Origin of the sequence: Streptomyces thermospinosisporus (assembly GCF_039526425.1) — a bacterium.
In the GTDB taxonomy this organism is placed as follows: domain Bacteria; phylum Actinomycetota; class Actinomycetes; order Streptomycetales; family Streptomycetaceae; genus Streptomyces; species Streptomyces thermocarboxydovorans.
On record NZ_BAAAIZ010000032.1, the window covers coordinates 16268 to 37599 of the forward strand.

The 21332-nt window shown below is 72.7% G+C and carries 12 protein-coding genes and 1 pseudogene; 11 read left to right on the forward strand and 2 right to left on the reverse strand.

Features of this window, described 5'->3' with window-relative positions; all coding sequences use genetic code 11:
- Positions 1 to 61 precede the first annotated feature (61 nt).
- Positions 62 to 919 carry a thermonuclease family protein gene (locus tag ABD207_RS12310; RefSeq protein ID WP_344012455.1) on the reverse strand — a complete coding sequence of 286 codons (858 nt, stop codon included), beginning with the start codon at positions 917 to 919 and terminating at the stop codon, positions 62 to 64.
- 320 nt (positions 920 to 1239) lie between these two features.
- Between ABD207_RS12310 and ABD207_RS12315 the strand changes: the two genes are divergently transcribed.
- The 4 genes and pseudogenes from ABD207_RS12315 (at position 1240) to ABD207_RS12330 (ending at position 6545) form a co-directional block, all read left to right on the forward strand.
- Positions 1240 to 2106 (forward strand): peptidoglycan-binding protein, encoded by an 867-nt coding sequence (locus tag ABD207_RS12315; RefSeq protein ID WP_344012457.1) that lies wholly within the window; start codon positions 1240 to 1242, stop codon positions 2104 to 2106.
- A gap of 566 nt (positions 2107 to 2672) precedes the next feature.
- Positions 2673 to 3059 (forward strand): annotated as a pseudogene (locus tag ABD207_RS12320) (restriction endonuclease); the annotation flags it as partial.
- 209 nt (positions 3060 to 3268) lie between these two features.
- On the forward strand, positions 3269 to 5014 hold the full coding sequence (locus ABD207_RS12325) for a hydroxysqualene dehydroxylase (protein ID WP_425580699.1): 1746 nt from the start codon (positions 3269 to 3271) through the stop codon (positions 5012 to 5014).
- A gap of 115 nt (positions 5015 to 5129) precedes the next feature.
- On the forward strand, positions 5130 to 6545 hold the full coding sequence (locus tag ABD207_RS12330) for an FAD-binding oxidoreductase (RefSeq protein WP_344012462.1): 1416 nt from the start codon (positions 5130 to 5132) through the stop codon (positions 6543 to 6545).
- Between the two features lie 25 nt (positions 6546 to 6570).
- Here the strand turns inward: ABD207_RS12330 and ABD207_RS12335 are convergent, their stop codons facing one another.
- On the reverse strand, positions 6571 to 7323 hold the full coding sequence (locus tag ABD207_RS12335) for an AfsR/SARP family transcriptional regulator (protein ID WP_344012463.1): 753 nt from the start codon (positions 7321 to 7323) through the stop codon (positions 6571 to 6573).
- A 370-nt stretch (positions 7324 to 7693) separates the two neighbouring features.
- On the opposite strand from ABD207_RS12335, the gene ABD207_RS12340 reads away from it, so the two are divergent.
- The 7 genes from ABD207_RS12340 to ABD207_RS12370 all read left to right on the forward strand — a co-directional run bounded on the left by ABD207_RS12340 (position 7694) and on the right by ABD207_RS12370 (position 21325).
- Positions 7694 to 8383, forward strand: coding sequence for a hypothetical protein (locus tag ABD207_RS12340; RefSeq protein WP_344012464.1), 690 nt, complete (start codon positions 7694 to 7696; stop codon positions 8381 to 8383).
- 104 nt (positions 8384 to 8487) lie between these two features.
- Positions 8488 to 9204: a peptidoglycan-binding protein gene (locus ABD207_RS12345; protein ID WP_344012466.1), complete on the forward strand. Its 717-nt coding sequence runs from the start codon at positions 8488 to 8490 to the stop codon at positions 9202 to 9204.
- Positions 9205 to 9213: 9 nt separating this feature from the next.
- On the forward strand, positions 9214 to 9909 hold the full coding sequence (locus ABD207_RS12350; RefSeq protein ID WP_344012469.1) for a peptidoglycan DD-metalloendopeptidase family protein: 696 nt from the start codon (positions 9214 to 9216) through the stop codon (positions 9907 to 9909).
- Between the two features lie 7 nt (positions 9910 to 9916).
- On the forward strand, positions 9917 to 11881 hold the full coding sequence (locus ABD207_RS12355) for a DUF6603 domain-containing protein (RefSeq protein WP_344012472.1): 1965 nt from the start codon (positions 9917 to 9919) through the stop codon (positions 11879 to 11881).
- Entirely contained in the window at positions 11881 to 14778 is a 2898-nt protein-coding gene (locus tag ABD207_RS12360; RefSeq protein ID WP_344012473.1) for a hypothetical protein, read from the forward strand. Before ABD207_RS12355 ends, ABD207_RS12360 begins: the two co-directional genes overlap by 1 nt.
- A gap of 1 nt (position 14779) precedes the next feature.
- Entirely contained in the window at positions 14780 to 19609 is a 4830-nt protein-coding gene (locus ABD207_RS12365) for a hypothetical protein (protein ID WP_344012474.1), read from the forward strand.
- A 15-nt stretch (positions 19610 to 19624) separates the two neighbouring features.
- Positions 19625 to 21325 (forward strand): hypothetical protein, encoded by a 1701-nt coding sequence (locus ABD207_RS12370; protein WP_344012476.1) that lies wholly within the window; start codon positions 19625 to 19627, stop codon positions 21323 to 21325.
- Positions 21326 to 21332: the final 7 nt, after the last annotated feature.

Sequence of the window (21332 nt, forward strand, 5' to 3'; positions counted from 1 at the left end):
CACCGGGGGTCCGACCGCGCGGGCACCGGGCGGTCGCTGAGCCGCCGTCAGGATGCGGCTGTCACGCGTCTTCGAAGAGGTAGTCCTCCGGCGGGTGTGTCATGCGTACCGTGTGGCCGTTCAGGACCTCGACGACGTGGTGCAGGCCGGGGCGCCGTTCGCCCGAGGAGAGGATGGAGAACTTGTCACCGCCACCGGCGAGATAGGCGCGGAAGCAGGACAGGGGCATCTCCAGGGGCAGGTAGTCCGCCAGGCGGCGGAAGAGTTTGGGCAGGATCACGACGTCGTCGGTGAGGGAGGTGAGACCGGTGATCTTCGCTCCGGTGGTGGTCACATCGGCCTGCCACAGGCCCCGGCCGGCCTCCCGTGCCGCCACGGCCGCGGCGGTCATCTCCACGCGCAGGCTGGTGAACAGGCTGCGGTAGAAGGTCGGGTACGCCAACCCCTCGGCGACCAGGTGGTGGTTGACCGTCGTGCGGAGCATGGCGGTGTCCACGTCGATCTCCAGCCCGCTGGGCCCGGGTGGGGTGCCGCGTCCGGCCAGCGCTATGCAGCGGCCGTTTATGTCGGCACCACGGGTGAGAATGAAGCCGGGGACCGTCTCCGGGGTGGTGGCGTCCACGGTCTCGTCCTCGCCGTGCTGGACCTCCGTGAATCCGAGCCAGTTCAGCAGCTCGTCCCGCGCGGCGTGCGCGAACTGCAGCGGCTGGTGGACCTTCTTCGGACCGTAGTGCGTCTCGAGCGCGTCGACCGCGTCGAGGCGTATGCTCGCTCGGCCCTGACTGTGCTTGACGGCGCGCCCGCGTCCGCCGCCGACGAGATCCCACTCGGTCGGGTTCTCGGCGATGAACGGGACCGTGTCCCCGTCGGGCGCGGAGCCCTTCACTCTGTAGACGCCCTTGATGAGCAGCATGGGCATGATGGCACCTCGGCTGTGGGAGAGCTTGATCGGATCCGGGGCCGTGAAAGGTGCGGCAGTACGCCGGATGCCCCGGCCGCCCCCTCCTCCATGGTGCTCTCGCGCGGGGCTTCCTGCACCTTTGCGCCTCTGCACGCGGCTTGGAGCGCCGGCTCCCGCTCCCGATTGCCGGGGGCGTGCACGCGGCGCATCCTGGACATGGAGGGCGAGTCCGTCTCCGGTCTCCGTCGTCGAACGTCCTTCCTCCGCCACACATCTGCCCGGCAACGATCGGTCACGCGCCGGTGAATGGGAGGAGCACGACGATGCCGAATTCCTGGATGCCTCAGGCTGTCAAGACGGATGTCGGGGACCATGCGCCGTGCGACTCCGGAATCCCCGCGAAGGCGGTCGCCCACATCACGGCGGACAGGCGCGCCACGGCCGAGGCCCCTCTCGATCTGGTGCCCTTCGCCAACCTCAAGTCCTTCTTCACGGGCGGCGGGATCGGCAGCGCCCCGCACATCCTCTGGGACCCCTTCACGGGGTCGTTCGCCCAGTTCTTCCCGGCGACGTCGCGCAGCAAGGCTCTGGCCGACGCACCGGGTGGTGTGCGGACGAACCGGGCCGGCAAGGTCGTCATCCAGATCGAGGCGCTGTTCTTCCCCCACTGCCGCGTCGACGGCAAGGTATTCGCGAGGCTCGTGGACACTCCTTGCAAGGGGTGGAGCGAACTCAACGCGTGGGTCAAGTCCTGGGGTGTGCCCGATGTGTGGCCCATGGGCCGCCCGACCGCCCTGTCCCGCAATACGTCTCCGGCCGGCGTGTGGACTTCTCGGGGCGGGTGGTACGCCCACGCCCACGTCCCGGAGAACGATCATGTCGACCCCGGTTCCTGGCCGCAGTTCGTCGCGCCGGGGCCCGACGGGGATCTGCCGGAACCGTCTCCCGGCGAGGGGCGATTCGTTCCCTTCCCCGGCCCCGCCTTCTTCGTGGCCGGCCGCAGGTCACCGGTGATCGCGGCGATGCATCAGCGGCTCGTCGCCGAGGACTGCGACCGTTACACGTCCAGTAGCGGCATCGACGTGTGGGGTCCGGGCGATGTCCGGTCCTACGCCGCCTGGCAGCAGAAGCTGGGGTTCACGGGCAGCGCGGCCGACGGAATGCCCGGCCGGGGCAGCTGGGACCGGCTGCGCGTGCCCGCCTGACCGACCCGGCCACGGGAGATCAGCGTCAGCCTTTCCGTCAGTCGTCCGGGATCAACTCACGGACTCGATCGAGGTCTTCGGCGGTGCGTCCACTGATCAGGACGCATCGTCGTCGTCTCGCAGGAGCACGTCCTCGCCGAGGAACCACCGCGGTCCGCCGCTCCGGCTGGTGGGGTACGCGGGGAAGGGCAGCCGGGTGCGGTGCGACTCCAGCAGCTCGATGCTGTCCTCGTCCGGGGTGAGGAAGTCGCCTAGAGCCTCATCCGCTTGCAGGGACTCGGAGAGATGCCGCAGCCCGGGGCCCCGGGTGAAGTGCGTGATCTCGGGCAGATGGTGGGGGTGAGGGTTCGTGCTGGTCGCGGTGGGGCTCGCAGGGGGTGATGGGACGGGGGCGTCGGGTGCGGGTGGCCAGGGCTGCCCGGCGGGCCGCTGCGGCGCTCGACGAGGCGGCGAGGGAGGCGGCCGGTGAGCTGGAGGGCCTGGGGAATCCGGCTCAGCGAACGGTCGTGGAGCACGGTGGCGGTCAGTTGGTCGAAGAGGTCGAGCAACATGCCGTCCACTGCGGCGAACTGACGCCCGATGAGTTCGAGCAGGCCATCGCCGGTCTGTGTGAGCGGGACGGGTGTTCCGGTGTCGAGGTGGTGGGCGGGGCCGGGGATCTGGGGGCGGATGTGGTGGCCGAGGTTCCCGATGGGCGCCGGATGGTGATCCAGTGCAAGCGGTACGGGGACTCCCACCGGGTCGGCTCACAGGATCTGCAGCGGTTCGGCGGGACGTGTTTCAGCGTGCATGAGGCCGATGTCGCCATGCGGGTCACCACGAGCGACTTCACCGCGTCGGCCGGCGCATACGCGGATCAGTGCGGGATCGTGTGCGTGGACGGGGAGTCGCTGCGGGCGTGGGTGGAGGGCACCGGACCGTGTCCTTGGGAGGGTGCGCCGGAAGGTTTCTGAGGCGGGGGGCGGTGAGGTGCGGGCCGCCGGTTCGTGATCGGCGAAGTCTGCTGCCGTGGGTGCCGATTCCGGCCATCGGTGAAATGGGTCCACGCGTGGCTTCCGGGTCCTGGGGGTTGTCCGTATCCTCCTGCGGCGGACGGGTTGGTTACCTGCGGTAAGAGGGGGAACGGATGGGCGGCGGGCCGGGTACCTCACGGCGCATCTTCATGGCGGGGTCCGCGGCGGCCGGTGGTGCGGCCGCGCTGGGCACCGCCCGTACGGCGCGGGCCGCGGACCACTCCCCCGCGGCGCGTGGCTCCGGGTCGGTCGCCGTGCTGGGCGGTGGGGTGGCCGGGCTGACCGCGGCGCATGAACTCGCCGAGCGCGGGTTCCGCGTCACCGTGTACGAGCGGCGGGCGCTCGGCGGCAAGGCGCGCAGCATGGGGGTGCCGGGCAGTGCCCGTGGCGGGCGGCGGGAGTTACCCGCGGAGCACGGCTTCCGCTTCATCCCCGGCATCTATCACAACCTGCCCGACACGATGCGGCGCATCCCGTTCCCGGGCAATCGCAACGGTGTGTGGGACAACCTGGTGGCCCCCTCCGAGATGTCCTTCGCCCGCACCGGCCGTGAGGATCTGCGGCTGCCGCTCCCCTGGCCCGGGCACCGGCCGCCCGACCTCACCTTCGACGACGTCCGCCGGGCGCTGACCGCGGTGCTGGAGTCGGTGCGCGGGATCCCCCCGCACGAGGCGGCGTACTTCGTGAACCGTGTGCTGGTCTTCATGACCAGCTGCGACGAGCGGCGCAACGACACCTGGGAGGCCACGCCCTGGTGGGACTTCATCAGGGCCGGCCGGATGAGCCGTGACTATCAGCGGCTGCTGGCGATCGGGGTCACCCGCAACATCGTCGCCACCAGGGCGGAGGAGGCCAGTACGCGCACGGTGGCGAGCCTGCTGGAGGCGTTCCTGTTCAACGGGACGGGGCGCGGCGCGGACGGGCCGCTCGACCGCATTCTGAACGCGCCGACGAACGAGGCGTGGATCGATCCGTGGGTGGCTCATCTGGAGTCGCTGGGTGTGGCGTTCGAGATCGGGCGGACGGTGCGGGAGGTGCTGTACGAGGGGGGACGGGTCACCGGGGTGAGGGTCGCCGACCCGAGCGGGCGGACGCGGACGGTGACCGCCGATCACTATGTGTGTGCGATGCCGGTCCAGCATGCGCGTCGTACGTGGGGGCCTGCCCTGCGGGCGGCCGAGCCGCAGCTGGCGCGCTGCGACCGGCTGCAGACGGACTGGATGACCGGTATCCAGTTCTATCTGACGGAGTCGGCTCCGCTGCTGGACGGGCATCTCAACTGCGTCGACTCGCCCTGGGCGCTGACGGCCATTCAGCAGGCCCGGCACTGGGAGCAGCATGACTTCCCCTCCGACTACGGCGACGGCAGCGTCGTGGACTGTCTCTCGGTCGACATCTCCGAGTGGGACAAGCCCGGGATCCTGTACGGCAGAACGGCGAAGCAGTGCACCCGGGCCGAGGTCGCCAAGGAGGTGTGGGAGCAGCTGAAGGCGGCGCTGAACGACACGGGCAGGACGGTGCTGCGGGACGGTGCGCTGCACTCGTGGTTCCTGGACCCCGGCGTCGACGGCATCGGCACCCCGCATCCGGTGAACGAGGACGAGCTGCTGATCCACCCCGTGGGGACGTTCCACAACCGGCCGACGGCGGCGACGAGGATCCCGAACTTCTTCCTGGCGGGCGACTACGTGGCCGTGGACATCGATCTGGCGACCATGGAGGGTGCCAACGCGTCCGCGCGTGCCGCGGTGAACGCGCTGCTGGACAGGGTGGGTTCGGATGCACCGCGCTGCCCGATCACGCGGCTGTACCGGGCCCCGGAGTTCGAGGTGCTCAAGCGTCACGACCGGAACCGCTATCGCTGGGGCCTGCCGAACGCCCTGGACCTGGGCTAGCGGACGCCCCGGGCGGGGCCGTCCACCACGGACATGCGAGCCCGGTGCCCCCGGACTAGCGTGGACCGTGGACAGGTGTGGCAGCCAGCAGCGCATGCGGGGAAGGTGACGCCCCATGCCGGACGACAAGGGGACCGTTCTGACAACCGCCGACGAGCGGGCCATGGCGGACGAGCTCCGCTCCCGCTTGAACGGCGAAGTGATCGACAGGGCGCATCCCGCGTACGACGGAGCGCGGGCCGTGTGGAACGGGCTGATCGATCGCCGTCCCGCGGTCATCGCCCGGTGCTCCGGCACGGCGGACGTGGTGGAGACGGTGAAGGCCGCGCGCAAGTACCGTCCCGTGGTCAGCATCCGCGGAGGCGGGCATCAGGTGGCCGGCAGCGCGGTGTGCGACGACGGTCTGGTGATCGACCTGTCGGGCATGAAGGGGGTGCACGTGGATCCCTCCGCGCGGATCGCGCGGGCCCAGGGCGGGGTGACCTGGGGGGAACTGGACCGTGAGACCCAGCTGCACGCGCTGGCCACGCCGGGCGGGGAGATCTCGGCGACGGGCATCGCCGGACTGACCCTGGGCGGCGGCTTCGGCTTCGTGATGCGAACGTTCGGGCTGAGCTGCGACGGGCTGAGGTCGATCGCGGTCGTCACCGCGGACGGTTCGGTGCGGGTGGCGAGCCGGGAGGAGGAGCAGGAGCTGTTCTGGGCGGCGCGCGGCGGCGGCAGGGGCATCGGGGTGGTCACCTCCTTCGACTACGACCTGCAGTCGCTGGGCCCCGAGGTGGACGCCGCACTGGTGATCCATCCGTTCGACCGTGCCGAGGAGGTGCTGCGGGCCTGGCGGGACGCCACGGAGTCGGCACCGGACACGGTCACGCCGGAGCTGCTGCTGTGGACCGTCCCCGCCGACCCCGAGGTGCCGCCGGAGCTGCACAACGTGAACTGCGTGATGGTCAGCGCCGTGTACGGGGGACCGTCGGGGGCGGAGGCGAAGTCGGCGCTGGCGCCGCAGCGTGATTTCGGTCCCGCGCTGCTCGACCTGAGCGGGACGCTGTCGTACGTCGAGCTGCAGAGCGCCAACACCTGGCGGTTCCCGGACGGTGACCGCTACTTCATGAAGTCGCACTTCATGGACGAGCTGAACGACGAGGCCATCTCGGTCCTGGTGGACTGGTACTCGCGGCGGCCGACTCCGGACTGTCTGATCGTGGTGCGGACCCTGGGCGGTGCCGTGGCGCGGGTCGGGCCGGACGACAGTGCGTTCGCGCACCGGTCGGCCCGGTTCAATGTGAGCATCGACGCGGGCTGGCAGGATCCGGCGCTGGACGACACGGCGATCGGGTGGGCCCGGTCGGCGTGGGACGCGATCAAGCGGTTCTCCAGCGGGGGCTCGTACATCAACTTCGCCGGGCTCGGGGAGGACGCCAGCGAGCTGAGGAGCGCCGTGTACGGCTCGCACGAGGAGCGTCTGGAGCGGGTCCGTGCCGCCTACGACCCGGAGGGGCTCTTCGCGCCGGCCGCACGCCGGCCGTGAGCGTCGACGGCCGGAGAACGGACGATCACCACAACCGCCCTCGCCGGGCGTCGCCGCCCGACGGGGTGTTGCGCAGGCGGGGGCGCACGGGCAGCATGCGGGTGAGCTGCGGGGACGGTTCCACGCCCAGTTCCTCCTTCAGGAGCTTGCGGAACGCGTCGTAGTGGCGCACCGCTTCGCCGACGTTGCCCTCCGCGAGGTGCGCCGCGATGACGGCCCGGTGTGCGCTCTCGCGCAGGGGCTCGGCGCGGACGCTCGCCCAGGCCGCCTCCATCGCGAGCGCCCGCTTCCCCTCCCGTGTCAGGGCCTCGGCCAGCGCGTCGAGGGCGTGCAGGCGCAGCTGTCGCAGGCGTTCGCGTTCCACCAGGACCCAGTCCTCGTCCCACCCCGGCAGCAGGTCCTCTCCGGTGAGCAGGCCGAGCGGTGGCTCGCCGTGGGACGGTGGCCCGCTGCTGCTGTCGACCATGCCGAGTGCGGCGTGGGTGAGATCGTGGACGTCCACGTGCAGGGCCGGGGTGATCAGCAGGGTGTCTCCGCGGCTCTTGATCAGGGGCGGCTCCTCGCGTGGCAGCTTCCACAAGGTGGTCCGCAGGCTGCCCCTGGCGTGCTCCTCGGTGACCTCCGGCCACAGCGTGCCGGCGACGACCGTACGGCACACTCGCCGCCGCAGCGCCAGGAAGGCCAGAACCCGCTGGCCGTTGCGGCACAATTCGACGGTGCCGGCTGGGAGTTCGAGCCGGAACTGGCCGAGCAGCCACAACCGGGAATGACCAGACACCACCCTTGATCGCCTCACTCACCGACCTTCGCGCGAGCGCGCGCTGAAGGCTGCCGGCCTCACCGACGGCGCGTCACTGCTCGTGCTGTTCCTCGACTCCGCAGGCGTGCCGCGTTCTCCGAGTCCGAGGAGGCTGTTGTCATCAGTTTCAGCCCCCCGCGCGAGCTGTGCAACTCCTCCGGGCGCAGGTCGGGGGGCGTACCTCGGCGGGGCGGCGGGAGGGCCGGTGACGAGAGGGTGACGCCGCGCTGACGGCCGGTTTGTAGGTTCGGGACGTGGCGGAGACAGGGGGGCGCCATCACGGCCACGGAGACGGCCGTGGCGGTCGCCCCCCACCCGCACTTCGGTCCCGAACTCCTGGGAGGCCTCCATGTCCTGGCGAGTCGCCAACAGCCTGGAGACGCTGCGCCGTCAGCTCGACACACGCTTCCCGGGCCGCAGCACCGCCGCCGACGGAAGCATCGGTGATGAGGCCCATCAACGGCGCGGGAGCGCCAGCGACCACAATCCATGGTTCGGGCCAGGCATCGTCACCGCCCGCGACTTCACCCATGATCCGGCGCACGGTCTCGACATCGGGCTGGTGGCCGGGCAGCTCCTCGACAGCCGTGATCCGCGGATCAAGTACGTCATCGCCAACCGCCGCATCGGCACCAATCGCAGCTGGCGGTGGGAGCCGTACGACGGCGCGAACCCGCACGAGGCGCATTTCCATCTGTCGGTGGTGGCGGATGCGCGCTGCGACGAGGCGGACGACTGGGTGCTGCCCGTTCTGGGTGAGGCGCCGGACGGGGGTGGCGGCCCTACCGGGGAGGGCACGTTCGTCACCTGGGGCACCCGGGTCAACGTGCGGGCGGAGCCCCGTCTTGACGCTCCGGTCGTGGCGGTGCTGGCCGGGCCGACGCGGGTGACGGTGCAGTGCCAGACGCGGGGCGACACGGTCAGCACGGCGGGCCATGTCAACGACGCCTGGAGCTTCGTGCCCGAGCTGGGCGGATATGTCTCCAACATCTTCATCGATCACCCGGCGGCCTGGCTTCCGGGCGTCGGTGAGTGCTGACGCGGGCGGGCGGCGCAGGTCCGTGTGCCCGCGGCCGCCGGTGGCCCGGTCGTCCCGGAAGTGCACGGGGGCCGGCGTCCCGGCGGTGAGGAAGCGAGGTCGTCATGGTGGCTTTGTCCAACGTCCGGTTCGGGGTGAGGAACGAGGACGTCCGCACCGTGCAGAAGGCGCTGATCGCACGGGGGCGGAGCATTCCCGACGGGGCCACCGGATTCTTCGGTGAGCAGACCAAGGCCGCCTACAAGGCCGAGCAACTCGCCCAGGGGTTCGAGGGGGAGGACGCCGACGGCATCCCCGGCTGCGCCTCGCTGACCGCCCTCGGCCGTCACGCCGGCTTCCCGGTGGACTGCCGGGGCGCTGCCTCGCGCAACGGCGGGCGGCTCGATCCGAGCGCGGTGACCTATGCCGACCCCGACGACGACACCGGTGAGGCCGCGATGCGGCGTTACGCCTCCAGGGCCTGTGAGCTGACCGGCATGGACCCGGAGTTCGGTGTTCCGGCGCTGGTCACCATCACCCGGCGGGAGTCCGCGTACAACCACCCGAGGTTCCGCGTCAATCGCACGGACTCCAACGCCCGCGGCCCGAGGGCGCCCGACGGCCACCCCTTGAACTGTTCGCGTGGGGCGACGCAGTGCATTCCCCACACGTTCGCCACCTATCACCAGGCCGGTACCGCCACCACGCCCTACGACGTGGTCGCGGACATGTGCGCGACGATCAACTTCGTGCGCGACCGCTATCAGGTGAACCGGTCCGGTTCGAACTTCGCCGCACGAGTGCAGCAGGCGGATCCCCACCGTCCTGCGCGCGGATATTAGGAGCTGATCATGGTCGCTTTGTCCAACGTCCGGTTCGGAGCGAAGAACGAGGACGTCCGCACCGTACAGAAGGCACTGATCGCACGGGGCCGGAAGATCCCCGACGGGGCCACCGGACTCTTCGGCGAGCAGACCAAGGCCGCCTACAAGGCCGAGCAACTCGCCCAGGGGTTCAAGGGCAAGGACGCCGACGGCATCCCCGGCTGCGCCTCGCTGACCACCCTCGGCCGTCACGCCGGGTTCAGCGTGAACTGCAAGGGCGCCGCGGCGTCCGGCGCCGGGGGAGGCGGCACCGGCAGCAAGGGACATGTCGCGACGCCCGTGCCCGGGAGCAGGATCACCCGCCAGTTCTACGCCCTCGGTCCGTATGCGTGGAAGCCGGACGGGAGGGGCCGGCACACCGGGGTGGACTTCGGCGCTCCCAGCGGCGCCCCGGTCCTCGCCGTGCGCAGCGGATCGATCGCCTGGTCGAACGGCAAGGGCGGTGCGTACGGCCAGTGGATCGGGCTGCGCGCCGACAACGGCCACATCTACACCTACTGCCACCTGTCCCAGCGTGAGGTGAGGACGGGTCAGAAGGTCAAGGCCGGCCAGCGCCTCGGCAAGGTCGGCAGCACGGGCAACTCCACCGGACCGCATCTGCACTTCGAGATGTCGAAGGGCTCCTCGTGGTCGTACGGCAACGTGGCGAAGCCGACCTGGTGAGTGCGCCATGAGTGCCATCCCCGGACTGGACCTGGAGCGTTTCGCCGCCGGTCAGATCCCCGAGACGGTGGACGTCGACGCGCCGCTGCCGCCGGTGCGGCTGCGCGGGCGGCTCGAGCGGAGCAGCGACTCCAGCCGGCTGTCCGGCGTGCTGAGCGCCTCGCTGCCCGTGGCCACGGCCACGGCGTTCGGGGAGGCGCGGCTCAAGGGGCAGGACAGTCCTTCCTTCCTGGTGCTGCTCGGTGCGACCTTCCCGGAGCCGGGCCTGCAGATCGGTTTCGGGTTCGCGCTGAGCGGCATCGGCGGGGTCGTCGGCGTCAACCGGCGGGTCGACCGGGAGGCGCTGATCGCCGCCATCGCGGACGGCTCCGCGGGCGAGCTGCTGTTCCCGCCGGACGCGGCCCGGGCGGCACAGCGGGTGCTGCCCCGGCTGCCGGCGCTGTTCCCGGTCGCCCGGGGGCGGCTCGTGGTCGGGCCGATGTTCAAGCTGTCCTGGGGCGGGCGGATGGTGTCGCTGTCGGCGGCGGTGGTCGCCGAACTGCCCGACCCGGTACGGCTGTCGGTGCTCGGGGTGCTGAGGGTGGCCGTACCGGACCCGGCGGTGCCGCTGATCGAGCTCAATGCCACCTTCGCCGGTCAGTACGACAGTGCCGAGCCGAGCGCGTTCCTGATGGCCAGCCTGAACGGGTCGCACATGGCGGGCATCCCGCTGAACGGTGACGTGCTGGTGCTGAGCCGGGGCGGGCGGGACGCGACGTTCGTGCTGAGCGCGGGCGGTTTCCATCCGGCGTTCACCGTCCCGCGGGGTGTGCCGCGGCTGCGCCGGCTGAGCATGAACCTCTCGCCGGTGCCGTGGATGCAGATACGCTGCGAGGCCTACTTCGCGATCACCAGCAACACCGTGCAGTTCGGCGCGCAGCTGTTCCTGGTCGCGGAGATCGCGGGGTGCGGGCTGCGCGGTCAGTTCGGCCTGGACGTGCTGGTGTACTTCGAGCCGGAGCTGAGGTTCACGGCCGCGATGCGGGGCTCGCTCGCGGTGCGGGTGCTCGGCAGGACCCTGCTGGGCATCGGATTCTCGCTGACGCTGGAGGGTCCCGCGCCCTGGCACGCGGTGGGCCGCGGCAGCATCGACCTGTTCCTGTTCGAGGCGTCGTTCGACTTCGAGGAGACGTGGGGCAGCCGTCCGCCGCCGCTGCCGGCCGCGCCCGCCGACCTGGAGGGGGAGCTGCGCAAGGCGTTCCGGCAGCAGAGTGCCTGGACGGTGCTGCCGCCGGGTGAGACGCGTTCCCCGGTCCGGCTGTCACCGGCCGCGAACCGGTTGCTGGCGTCCGGCGGCCGCGTCCACCCCCACGGCCGGCTGGTGGCCCGGCAGAAGGTGCTGCCGTTCGGTGTGGACGTGCAGCGGTTCGGACGGACCCCGGTCGAGCCGGCCCAGCGCTGGGACATCGCCGTCGCCCAGCTCGGGGAGGACACCGCGAAGGGCGGCAACACCGTCGACTCGTTCGCTCCCGGCCTGTTCCGCTCGCTGAGCGAGGAGGAACAGCTCAGCAGTCCCGCGTTCCAGGACTTCCGCTCGGGCGTGCGGTTCGTCACCGACACCGGGGCGCCCGACGACGGCATGTTCGTCACCGCGACGCTCGCCTTGGAGACCCGGGTGGTCGAGGAGGGCCGCCTGAAGGTGCTGCGGCGGGCGACCCGGCTGCTGGAGCTGATCGACGTCGAGCTGGTCGCGATGGCGCCGTCCGTGCGCAGTCAGCAGTGGTGGCAGCCGCCGCAACAGCCGATGAAGGTCACCGAGCGGCCGCATCTGGCGATCATGTCGACCTGGTCGATGACCCCGGTCCCGCCCGAGGAGGCGGGTCTCGCCCCGGCGGGCGAGGCGGCCGGAGCGCCGGTGGACGCCGAACTGCGGCTGCAGATGGGCTCCCGCAGGGGCCTGAGGGCCGTGGAGAGCTGGGAGGTGCAGGGCTGATGGCGCAGGAGCTGCAGTTCGCCCCGTACATGCAGAGTTCGATCGGTGCGGCGGTCGCCTCCACCGCTCCCGATCTGCTGCCCACGCTCAGCCCGCGTCTGGTCCTCTCCGGTCCGGAGGGCCGGCAGGTGCCGGTGGATCCGCCCGAGACCGGGCTGCAGATGCTGGGGCCGGAGGGCGTCATCGGTATCGATCCGCGGCACATCCTGCGCATGGAGCCGGCGCCCGGCAGCACCGACACGGAGCCGAACTACCTCGCCTGCATCGAGTTCGACGCGCCGGAGCTGCCGTGGCTGTTCACCCCCGCCCGCGCCGATCGTGGCCGGCTGCGCCCCTGGCTCGCCCTCGTCGTCCTCGAGCGGGCGGAGCACCAGGTGCAGCCGGGCCGGCCGCTGCCGTTCGTCGACGCGGACCCGGTCCGGCTGCCGGACCCGGCCTCGTCCTGGGCCTGGGCCCATGTGCAGCGGCCGGCGGGGCGCACCGGCCCGCTGATCTCCCGCCTGCTGTGCCCGAGAAGGCTGGCGGCCGGCACCCCGTACGTCGCGTGTCTGGTGCCGGCCTTCGAGGGCGGGCGGGTGGCCGGCCTGACCGACGGCGGCCAGATCGTGGACGCGCGCGGCGACGCCTGGGCGGTGGGCGGCGGCGTGGTACGGCTGCCGGTGTACCACCACTGGGAGTTCACGACGGGCACGGCGGGCGATTTCGAGCAGCTCGCCAGTGCGGTCGTCCCGCTGAAGGCGGAGGAGGTCGCGGCGCTGGGCGGTGTCACCGTCGACGTGACCGAGCCGTGGCGCCACGGCGAACCGCTGCGCACGTCCGACGGCTCGTCCGGGCGGCAGACGATCGTCGTCCAGGGTGTGCTGTCGCTGCACACGCCACCCGAGGACACCGTGGACCCTGCGGCCGTGCAGGACTTCATGAGCCGGGTCGCCGCGCAGATCGACCGCGGCGCCGAGGACGACGTGACCCTGCCCCTGTACGGCGGGCACCACTTGGTGAAGCGGACGATCGACCCGTCCGAGTCCGGCTGGCCCGCCGACCTCAATCTGTGGCCGGAGCGGCGGATCCCGGCCGCGCTGGGAGCCGAGTGGGTGCGTGAGAACCAGGAATTCCTGATGGCCCGCGCCTGGGAGCAGGTGGGGTCGGTGCGGGAGGCCAACCGCCTGCGGTCACGGGCGGCCTTCTGCAGCGAGGTGGCCTCCTCGGTGCACCGCCGTGATGTCGGCACGCTGTCGCCGGCCGAGCTGGTGAGGCTCGCGGCCAGTGCCGACGACCGGATCAGGACGAGCAGCGGTCTGCCGCTGCGGACCGAGATCGCGGTGAGCCCGGCCCCGACGGCACTCGCCGAACCGGCCCTGCACCGGCAGGTGCTGCGCTCCCGGGGTCCGGTCGCCCGGCGGACGGGGGCACGGCCCGGCACCTATGTGGCGCGGTCGCTGGGTGGTGAGCTGGTTCCGCCCGTGCCCACGCCGCTGCTCACCGCCCCCGAGACGACCGAGCCGCTGGCCGGTGAGGACAGCGACGACCTGGCCGCCCGGGTGGGGTCCGCGCTGCGCGGCGACGACGCCCGGAGGGCGGGACGGCTGCTGCGCGTCCTGTCGGCGGTGGCGGTGTCCGCGGAGGCGAACGGCTTCGCGGACCAGGCGCGGACGCTGACCTCGGTGGTGGCCGGCCCGGTGCTGCGGATGGTGGCCGGGCAGGGCGAGGAGACGGCGGACGGCACCGCGGCCGAAGCGATGCCGACGGCCCGTCTGCTCACCCTGGAGCGGGCCTTCACCCCGGACAATGTCGCGCCGCTGACCGGGGAACTCGCCCAGCGGTTCGGGGAGATGGTGCAGGGCGGCATGCTCACCATGCCGGCGCTGCACCAGGTGCTGCCCCAGGACGCGGTGGCGGACGATCCCGGCAGCCGGCTTCTGGAAGCGGGCGTGCCCGTCGACCAGGCGGCGCTGGGCGAACGGCTGGCGGCCGCGCTCGAACCGGGCCCGCTGCTCGCGGCACGGCTGAGGCACCTGGCGGAACCGGCGCCCGGCTTCCTGGCCGCCGAGACCACGGCACCGACCGACCCGGTGATGGCGGGCCCCGCGTTCCCCGCGCCGCTCGCCCTCGCCCTCAAGGAGCGCTGGCCCGACTGGTTCCTGCCCGGCTCGGCCACCATCCCGGACAACCGTGCCGTGCTGCTCAAGGCCAACCCGGAGTTCATCGCCGCCTTCATGGTGGGCGTCAACGACGAGTTCAACCGGGAGATGCGCTGGCGGGAGTACCCCACCGACCTCAGGGGGACGTCGTTCACGCAGTTCTGGCCGCGCACCGACGGTGTGGCCGACACTCCTCCCATTCACACCTGGGCGCCGGACGGCGCGCTCGGCTCCCACCTGGCGGCCGGGGCGGGCGGCCTGGACGTGCTGCTGATCCGGGGGCCGCTGGTTCGGCGCTACCCCGACATGACCGTGGCCGCGCTGCCGCCCGAGGCCCGGCGCCAGCCGGATCTCGCCGAGAGCACGTGGAAGCGGCCCGTGATGGTGCTCGGTCTCGACGAGCAGACCGCCGCCTACGCCTTCGAGCTGCCCGAGAGCGACGTGCACGACTGGTGGTTCGTCCTCGCCGAGAACGCCCAGCGGGTGCGGTTCGGCTTCGACACCCCCGAGACCCAGGCCGCGCAGGCCGAGGAGGGAACCTTCGTGGAGCAGCCGGCGCCGCCGTGGAGCGACCTGAACTGGAGCGTCGTGGACGCGGGCCGCGGCTTCGCCGAGATCGACGGGCGTGTCCTTCCCGCGGCCGGCACACCCGCACCGGTGATCGCCGGGCAGTGGAACGCGGCCGAGGTGGCCAACATGGCCCTGCAACGGCCGTTCCGCGTCGTCCGTTCCGCCCGCAGTCTGATCGGAGACCCCTGACGTGGACACCCGTATCGCGAAGGCACACCGGGACGTCGCCGACGCCCGGATCGCACTGAACTGGTCCAGGGCCAATCTCGCCGGGCTGGAGAAGCGCGTCCTGGCCGAGCCGCCCGACCCGAACGTGCAGCAGGAGATGCTCGACCAGCGTCAGGAGGCCGAGGCGGCCGAGACCCGGCTGCAGCAGGCCCGGGAGGTCTACCGGGAGGTCGCGGGCGAGGCTCCCCCGCTGTGGCCGGACGGCCCGAAGGACCCGGTGGTGCTGCTGCCGCTCCGCCTGGAGACCGTGTTCCGGACCGCGGAGCGGCCGGAGCTGTGGATCCGCGCCTACCCGGACGAGATCCATGTCGACTCCCACGAGAGGGGCCTCACCGCCGCCGAACGCGCCGCCACCGAGGCCTACTGGAAGGCCGTCTGGGCCGCAGGCGCCGACCAGGCCCGTCTGACCGCCGCGTGGAACGGGCTGGTGACGCTGATCGGCCCGGGGCGGGCCACCTGGGCGACGAAGGTGTACCACCCGCAGGGCGAGCCGCCACAGGCCGCGGCACCCGACGGCGCCGCACCGCCCGACCCGGGGCCGTTCACCGCCGAGCCGGAGGCACGCGAGAGCGCCTGGACCCGCGCGGCCCACACCTACGTCCTCCCCGACCGGCTGGTGTTCTCCGGCTATCAGGTCACCGGGGACGGGCAGATCGTGCTCGTGTGGCGGCAGGAGGGCGAGCCCGTCCCCGCCACGCTGGACGTCGGCCTGGCGCCCTCCGCCACCGAACCGCCGCTGTGGCTCACCGATTTCGACGAGGCCGTCAAGGTGGGCATGGGCGTGCGGGTGCCCCTGACCGAGGACCTTCCGCAGCGGTTCGACCTGATCACGGTCGCCGGCGTCCGGGGAGGCCCGGCACAGGACACGGCGAACCTGGTGGGCACCTTGCTGGAGGCCCATCGCTGCACCGACGGGCTGAGCGTGCTGCCGACCGGTACCGCCACCAACAACACCGCGCAGAAGAGGTCCGCCTGGCACTCCCGGAGCCCCCAGGCGGCCCCGGAACGGCTCGCCGCACAGCGGGCCGCGTTCCAGCCCGGCAGCCCTCAGGCGGCGGCCCGCATCGCCCATGCGCTCGGCCCGGCCGCCGGGGAGGTGCTCAAGGACGTCCCCGACGGCCTGAACGAGGACGATCACGAGCTGCTGCTGCATCTGCGGGCCGCCCTCGGCGCCCTGGCCGCCGCCTCCTCCAACTGGCGGCCCGTCGACCCCGAGGGCGAGCGGACACCCCTGCCGGATCTGCTGTTCCTGGTCTCCCACTACGTCGACCATGTGAACGGACGCGGCCCGCTGCCCAGCCTGCGCGTGGGCCGGCAGCCCTATGGCGTCCTGCCCGTGACCTCGCTGGACCTGTGGCACGGAACCGAGGTCGATCTGCGGATCCTGAACCACATCTCGGGCTTCCGCACCTTCGTCGAGTCCCAGGGCTGGCGCGCCCCGAGCGTCGCCGCGGGCGGCGATCCCGACGCAGTGATCAACGATCTGCTGCACCGGCTGCCCGCCTCCCGCCGTCTGAGGTACCTCCTCCAGACGCCCAAGACCCCGCCCTTCGCCCCGCCTCCCGACACCCCGACCGGCTCGATCCCGCACCGCAGCGGCTTCGCCTGGGCCGAGCCGCCCGGCCTGGAGGAGGTGCCGCCGGCCACGCCCCAGGAGTTCTTCGTCGCGCAGGAGACGAGCCCGGAGCTGCGCGAACTGGTGAACCAGGCCCCCCTGCGCGGGATGTGGGACTGGTGGCAGGAGACCGCCCCGCTCATGGCCGACCAGCACGAGATGACACCGGAACGCGCGGAACGCCTGCGCGCCTTCGAGGTGATGATCAACGGAGCGGCCGGCGGCAAGCTCGGGCTCTTCTACCACGTCGCCATGACGGTGCTGCGGATGCACCGGGAGGCGCTGCGGCTGCAACTGGAGGGCGAGAGCAGGCGGGTGGAGCCCGGGGTGCGCCTGATCGACGGCCGGCTCGCGGCCGAGGCCGGCTTCGCCCCGGACGCCTACGACTGGATCTGCCTGGCCCTCGGCCAGCTGGCCGAGGCGGAGGACCGGGCGGGAGGAGACCTCGCCCATGTGGAGCGGCTGCTGTGCGAGGTGCTCGACACGCAGACGCACCGGCTCGACGCGTGGATGACCTCGGTGGCCTCGGCCAGGCTGGACCGGCTGCGCACGGACAGCCCGGCGGGCACGCACATCGGGGCGTACGGGTGGGTCACCGGTGTCGCACCGCGGGAAGCGGCGATGGCGGACGGGGCGGATGCGGACGCCACTGAGGAGGTGGACGCGGCAGGCGGGTCCGGCGACACCACGGACGCGGGCGCAACCGACGGGACGAGCGAGACCGGGGGCGCGGGCGCAGCGAACGGGACGAGCGAGACCACGGACGCGGCCGGCGAGGCGAGCGCAACCGGAGACGCGGGCGCAACCGACGGGACGAGCACGACCGGAGACGCAGCCCCGACCGACGAGGCCAGCACAACCGGAGACCCAGCCCCAACCGACGAGGCCAGCACAACCGGAGACCCAGCCCCAACCGACGAGGCCAGCACAACCGGAGACCCAGCCCCAACCGACGAGGCCAGCACAACCGGAGACGCGGCCGCGGCCGCGGAGGTCACGGATGCGGGCGCAGCAGACGAGGCGGCCGGGTCCGGGGAGGTGGACGCCGCCGGGGAGGACGGCGGAACGGGCGCCGAAGGCGACTCGGAGGACTCGGAGGACTCGGTGAACCCTGAGATCCACGACGGCTACCTCGTCGCCCCCTCCATGCACCACGCGACCACACTGGCCGTGCTGCGCTCGGGCTGGCTCAGCCACTCCGACCGTCAGGCCTTCGGCATCAACCTCTCCTCCGGCCGGGTGCGCCGGGCCCTGGCCACCATCGACGGCGTCCGCTCGGGCCAGACCCTGCGCGCCCTCCTTGGCTACCGTCTCGAACGCGCCCTGCACGACGCCCAGTTGGACACGCTGATCCGCCCCCTGCGGCTCGCCTTTCCGATGCCGGACCTGGTCGACAAGGCCACGGAGGGCAGCGAGGCGGCCCGCACGGCGATGGCCGAACGGTCCGTGGTGGACGGTCAGGCTTTGCTCGACGACTGGCTCGTGCACGGCCGGACGCTGGCCGACCTGGGCCTGGATGTCACGGAGGCCGAGCTGCCGCTGCTCGGCCAGGCCGACGCGCTCATGACGGACCTGGAGACGACGGTCGACGCGGTCGGCGACCTGCTGCTCGCGGAGAGCGTCCATCAGCTCGTCGGGGGCAACCCGGTCCGGTCGGGAGCGGCCGCGGACGGCATCGCCCGGGGCGACAGCCTGCCCCAGGACTTCGATGTGATCCGCACTCCCCGGGCCGCGGTGGCGGTCACGCACCGGCTCGGTGTCGTCGCCCCGGCGGGCGGCACGGCCGGCTGGGCCGCCGGGCGTCCGCTCGCCGCCCTCGAACCCGGACTGGAACGCTGGTGCCAGGCCCGCCTGGGCGACGCCTCGGCCTGGCGCTTCGACTTCGGCGATCCTGCGGCACCCGTCACGGTCTCCCTGTCCGACCTCGGGATCTGCGCCCTCGACGCCGTACTCGGCTCCGCCCTCACCGATGACCGGACCGACGGCTCCCCGGCGGCCCGGGACAATCCGCTGGCCCGGCGGCTGCTGCGGCACACGGCGGCGCTCTCGGCCGGTGCCGGGTCGGCCCCGCCCCAGGTCACGCCGGCCTCGGCGGCCCGTTTCGCCGAACTCCAGCAGCTGTGCCGGTCGTTGGGTGCGGTGCTCCGCGACGCCCGCCCGCTGCTCGGCTCGGACCTGGACGACACCGTGGCGGACGGCTGGGCCGGCGCCGATCTGCGGGAGCTGTGGACGCGGGTGACGACCTGGCTGAACGGCGTCACCTCCAACCTGGCCCGGCTGCGGGAGCAGGTGAAGCTGCTCCCCGACGGCGCGGACGCCCTCGCCCAGCATCTCGACGCGCTCGCCGACCACGGTGTGCACGCCGCGTACACCCTGGGGGCGCCGGGCGACGAGGCGGGGCTGGAGGCCCTGCGGGATCAGGCCTGTTCCGTTCTCGACCGCTTCGACGCCTCCCCCGTCGCCGCCCTGCCAGAACCACCGCAGGACCCGGCGGCCGTGCTCGAATGGGCGACCGCGGTCCGCACGGCCGTGGCGTGCGTGCTCGGTGAGTCGCTCCCGGTACTGCCGGTGCTGAACCTGACCGGGACACCGCCGGGCGGTGCCCTGACCGCCGCACGCCCCGAGGGCGCGGACGACGACGCGGTCGCCGACTGGCTGACGGAGATGGAGCGGATCAGGCCCCGGGTCCGCGCCCTCGGTGACGCGCTGGCCGCGTCCGAGGTCCTCGCGTCGGCCGCGCCCGGCGGCGTCCACGTCGCCCAAGTGCCCGCCGGGCGGAGCTGGATCGCCCGCGGACCGGTGCCCGTGCCCTCCCGCAGCGAGCCCGCGCCGCTGCACTGCGCGGTGCTCAGGACGGACGGCGCTCCCCCGGACGTCGCACGAGTGGCGGGCATCGTGGTGGACGCGTGGAGCGAGACGGCGCCCGAACCGGTGGACGAGGAGATGGGAGCTCTGGCCTTCCACTACAACCAGCCGGACGCGCGCGCCCCGCAGGCGTGGCTGCTCGCCGTGCCGCCCGATCCGTCGCGCGGCTGGTGCATGGAGGACGTGCACGCCGTGGTGGAGGAGGCGTTCGCCCTGGCCCGGGTCCGCGGGATGGACCTCAACGATGTCACCGAGCTGCGCGGAGTGCTGCCCGTGCAATGCGCCGAACCCCCCACCGGGGGCATTCACTAGACCCGTGGAGTAGTCATGGCGATGTTCCGCTATGAGCCGGTGCCGCGCGACACCGGCATCGAGGAGGCGCTGGCCGCGGTGGTGCACGACGCGGCGTGGTTCCTCGCCCGGCAGTACGCGTTCGGCGAGTTCACGGGGGACGACGCGGCCTCGCCCGTGCATGTGTCGGTCGCCCAGGAGCGGCATCTGCTGGACGGCTGGCGCGCCGGGCAGGACGACCCGGAGGCCTGGCAGCCGTACGATCCCTCGGCCATGGTGCTGGAGGAGCTGGTCGAGGAGGAGGCGAGCGACGGTCCCGATCCCCGGCTGGTGCTGGCCGGAGGACTGCGGTGGCGGCGCGCGCTGGCGGCGGCCGGTCTGCTCCCGCTGCTGCCCGCCTTCGCCCGGACGTGTGCCTTCGGCCCGTCCGGCGCCCTGGCACCGGACGCCTCCGCCGCGACCGTGCGGGAGCGGCTGCCCGACCCGGTCGCCCTGGTGCCTTGGCTGGAGCGGCTGGCCGCACGAGATGCGGAGGCCGCCGCACAGTTCGGGGCGGCGGAGGAGAGCCGTGAGGCCCTCGCGACGGCCGCCGCGCAGTGGCTGGCCTGGTGGACCGCCCGCGCACCGGCGCAGCCCCGGGGTCCGGCGCGCACCTGGGACCCGCACCGCATGGAGTACTCCTTCGCGGTGCGCGCCTCCAGCGTGCCGGACGTGCCGTTGCAGGCGGCCGAGTATCACGGAGGGCATCTCGACTGGTGGGCCTTCGACGCGGCACCCGCCCGGGCACCGGTGGCCGAGGCCGCCGTCGTCCGCGACGCGCGCACGACCGTCCCCACACCCGCCCGTTACGGCGGCATGCCCGTCTCCCGCTTCTGGGAGCTGGAGGACGCGCGTGTCGACCTCGGCTCGGTCGACGCCTCCCCCGCCGATCTGGGGCGGCTGCTGCTCGTCGCGTTCGCCACCGTCTACGAGAACGACTGGTTCTGCGCCCCCTTGCCGGCCCTGCCCGGCTCGCTGTCCCGGGTCGTCGAGTGCACCGTCACCGATGTGTTCGGCGGGGTGACCACGCTGGCGCCCGCGGCGGCCGAGGACCCCGAGTGGAACGTCTACACGCTGAGCGAGCCGCAGGGCGCGGCCGCCGGGGACACCGAGGGCGCCGGGACGACGCCGCCGCCCTCGCCGTGGTTCTACCGGCCCGCCTCGCTGCCCGAGGGCCTGGAGAGCCCGCCGGTGGAGTCCGTGCTGTTCCTGCGGGACGAAGGGGCCAATCTGGCCTGGGCCGTCGAGGAGAAGGTCGCCGACCGGGCCGGCGAGCCCATCGACCGCTACGCCCGCTGGATCGCCGCGGGCCGCCCGGCGGCGACGGAGGCGGGGCCCGACGGCGCCGCGTCCGGCAGTCCGCCGCGCTACCGGGTGGCCACGACCGTGCCCGCGCACTGGTACCCGCTGGTGCCGCAGCTGCTCGACGGGCAGCCCGATCAGGATCAGTACCGGCTCCGGCTGGTCCGGCTGGTCAGGGACGCGTCCGAGCCGCCGAGTCCCCTCGGCCGGCTGCTCAACGAGACCGACTGGCTGCACGAGGAGGAGGTGCCGCGCTCCGGCGTCCGTGTCGAACGCAGCCGCCAGTACAGCCGCTGGCGCAACGGCAGTGCCCACGCCTGGGCCACCCGCCGCAAGCGCAGCGGGACCGGCAGCGGCTCGAGCGGACTGCGATTCGACGTTCTCGAGACGAGCTAGGAGGCAT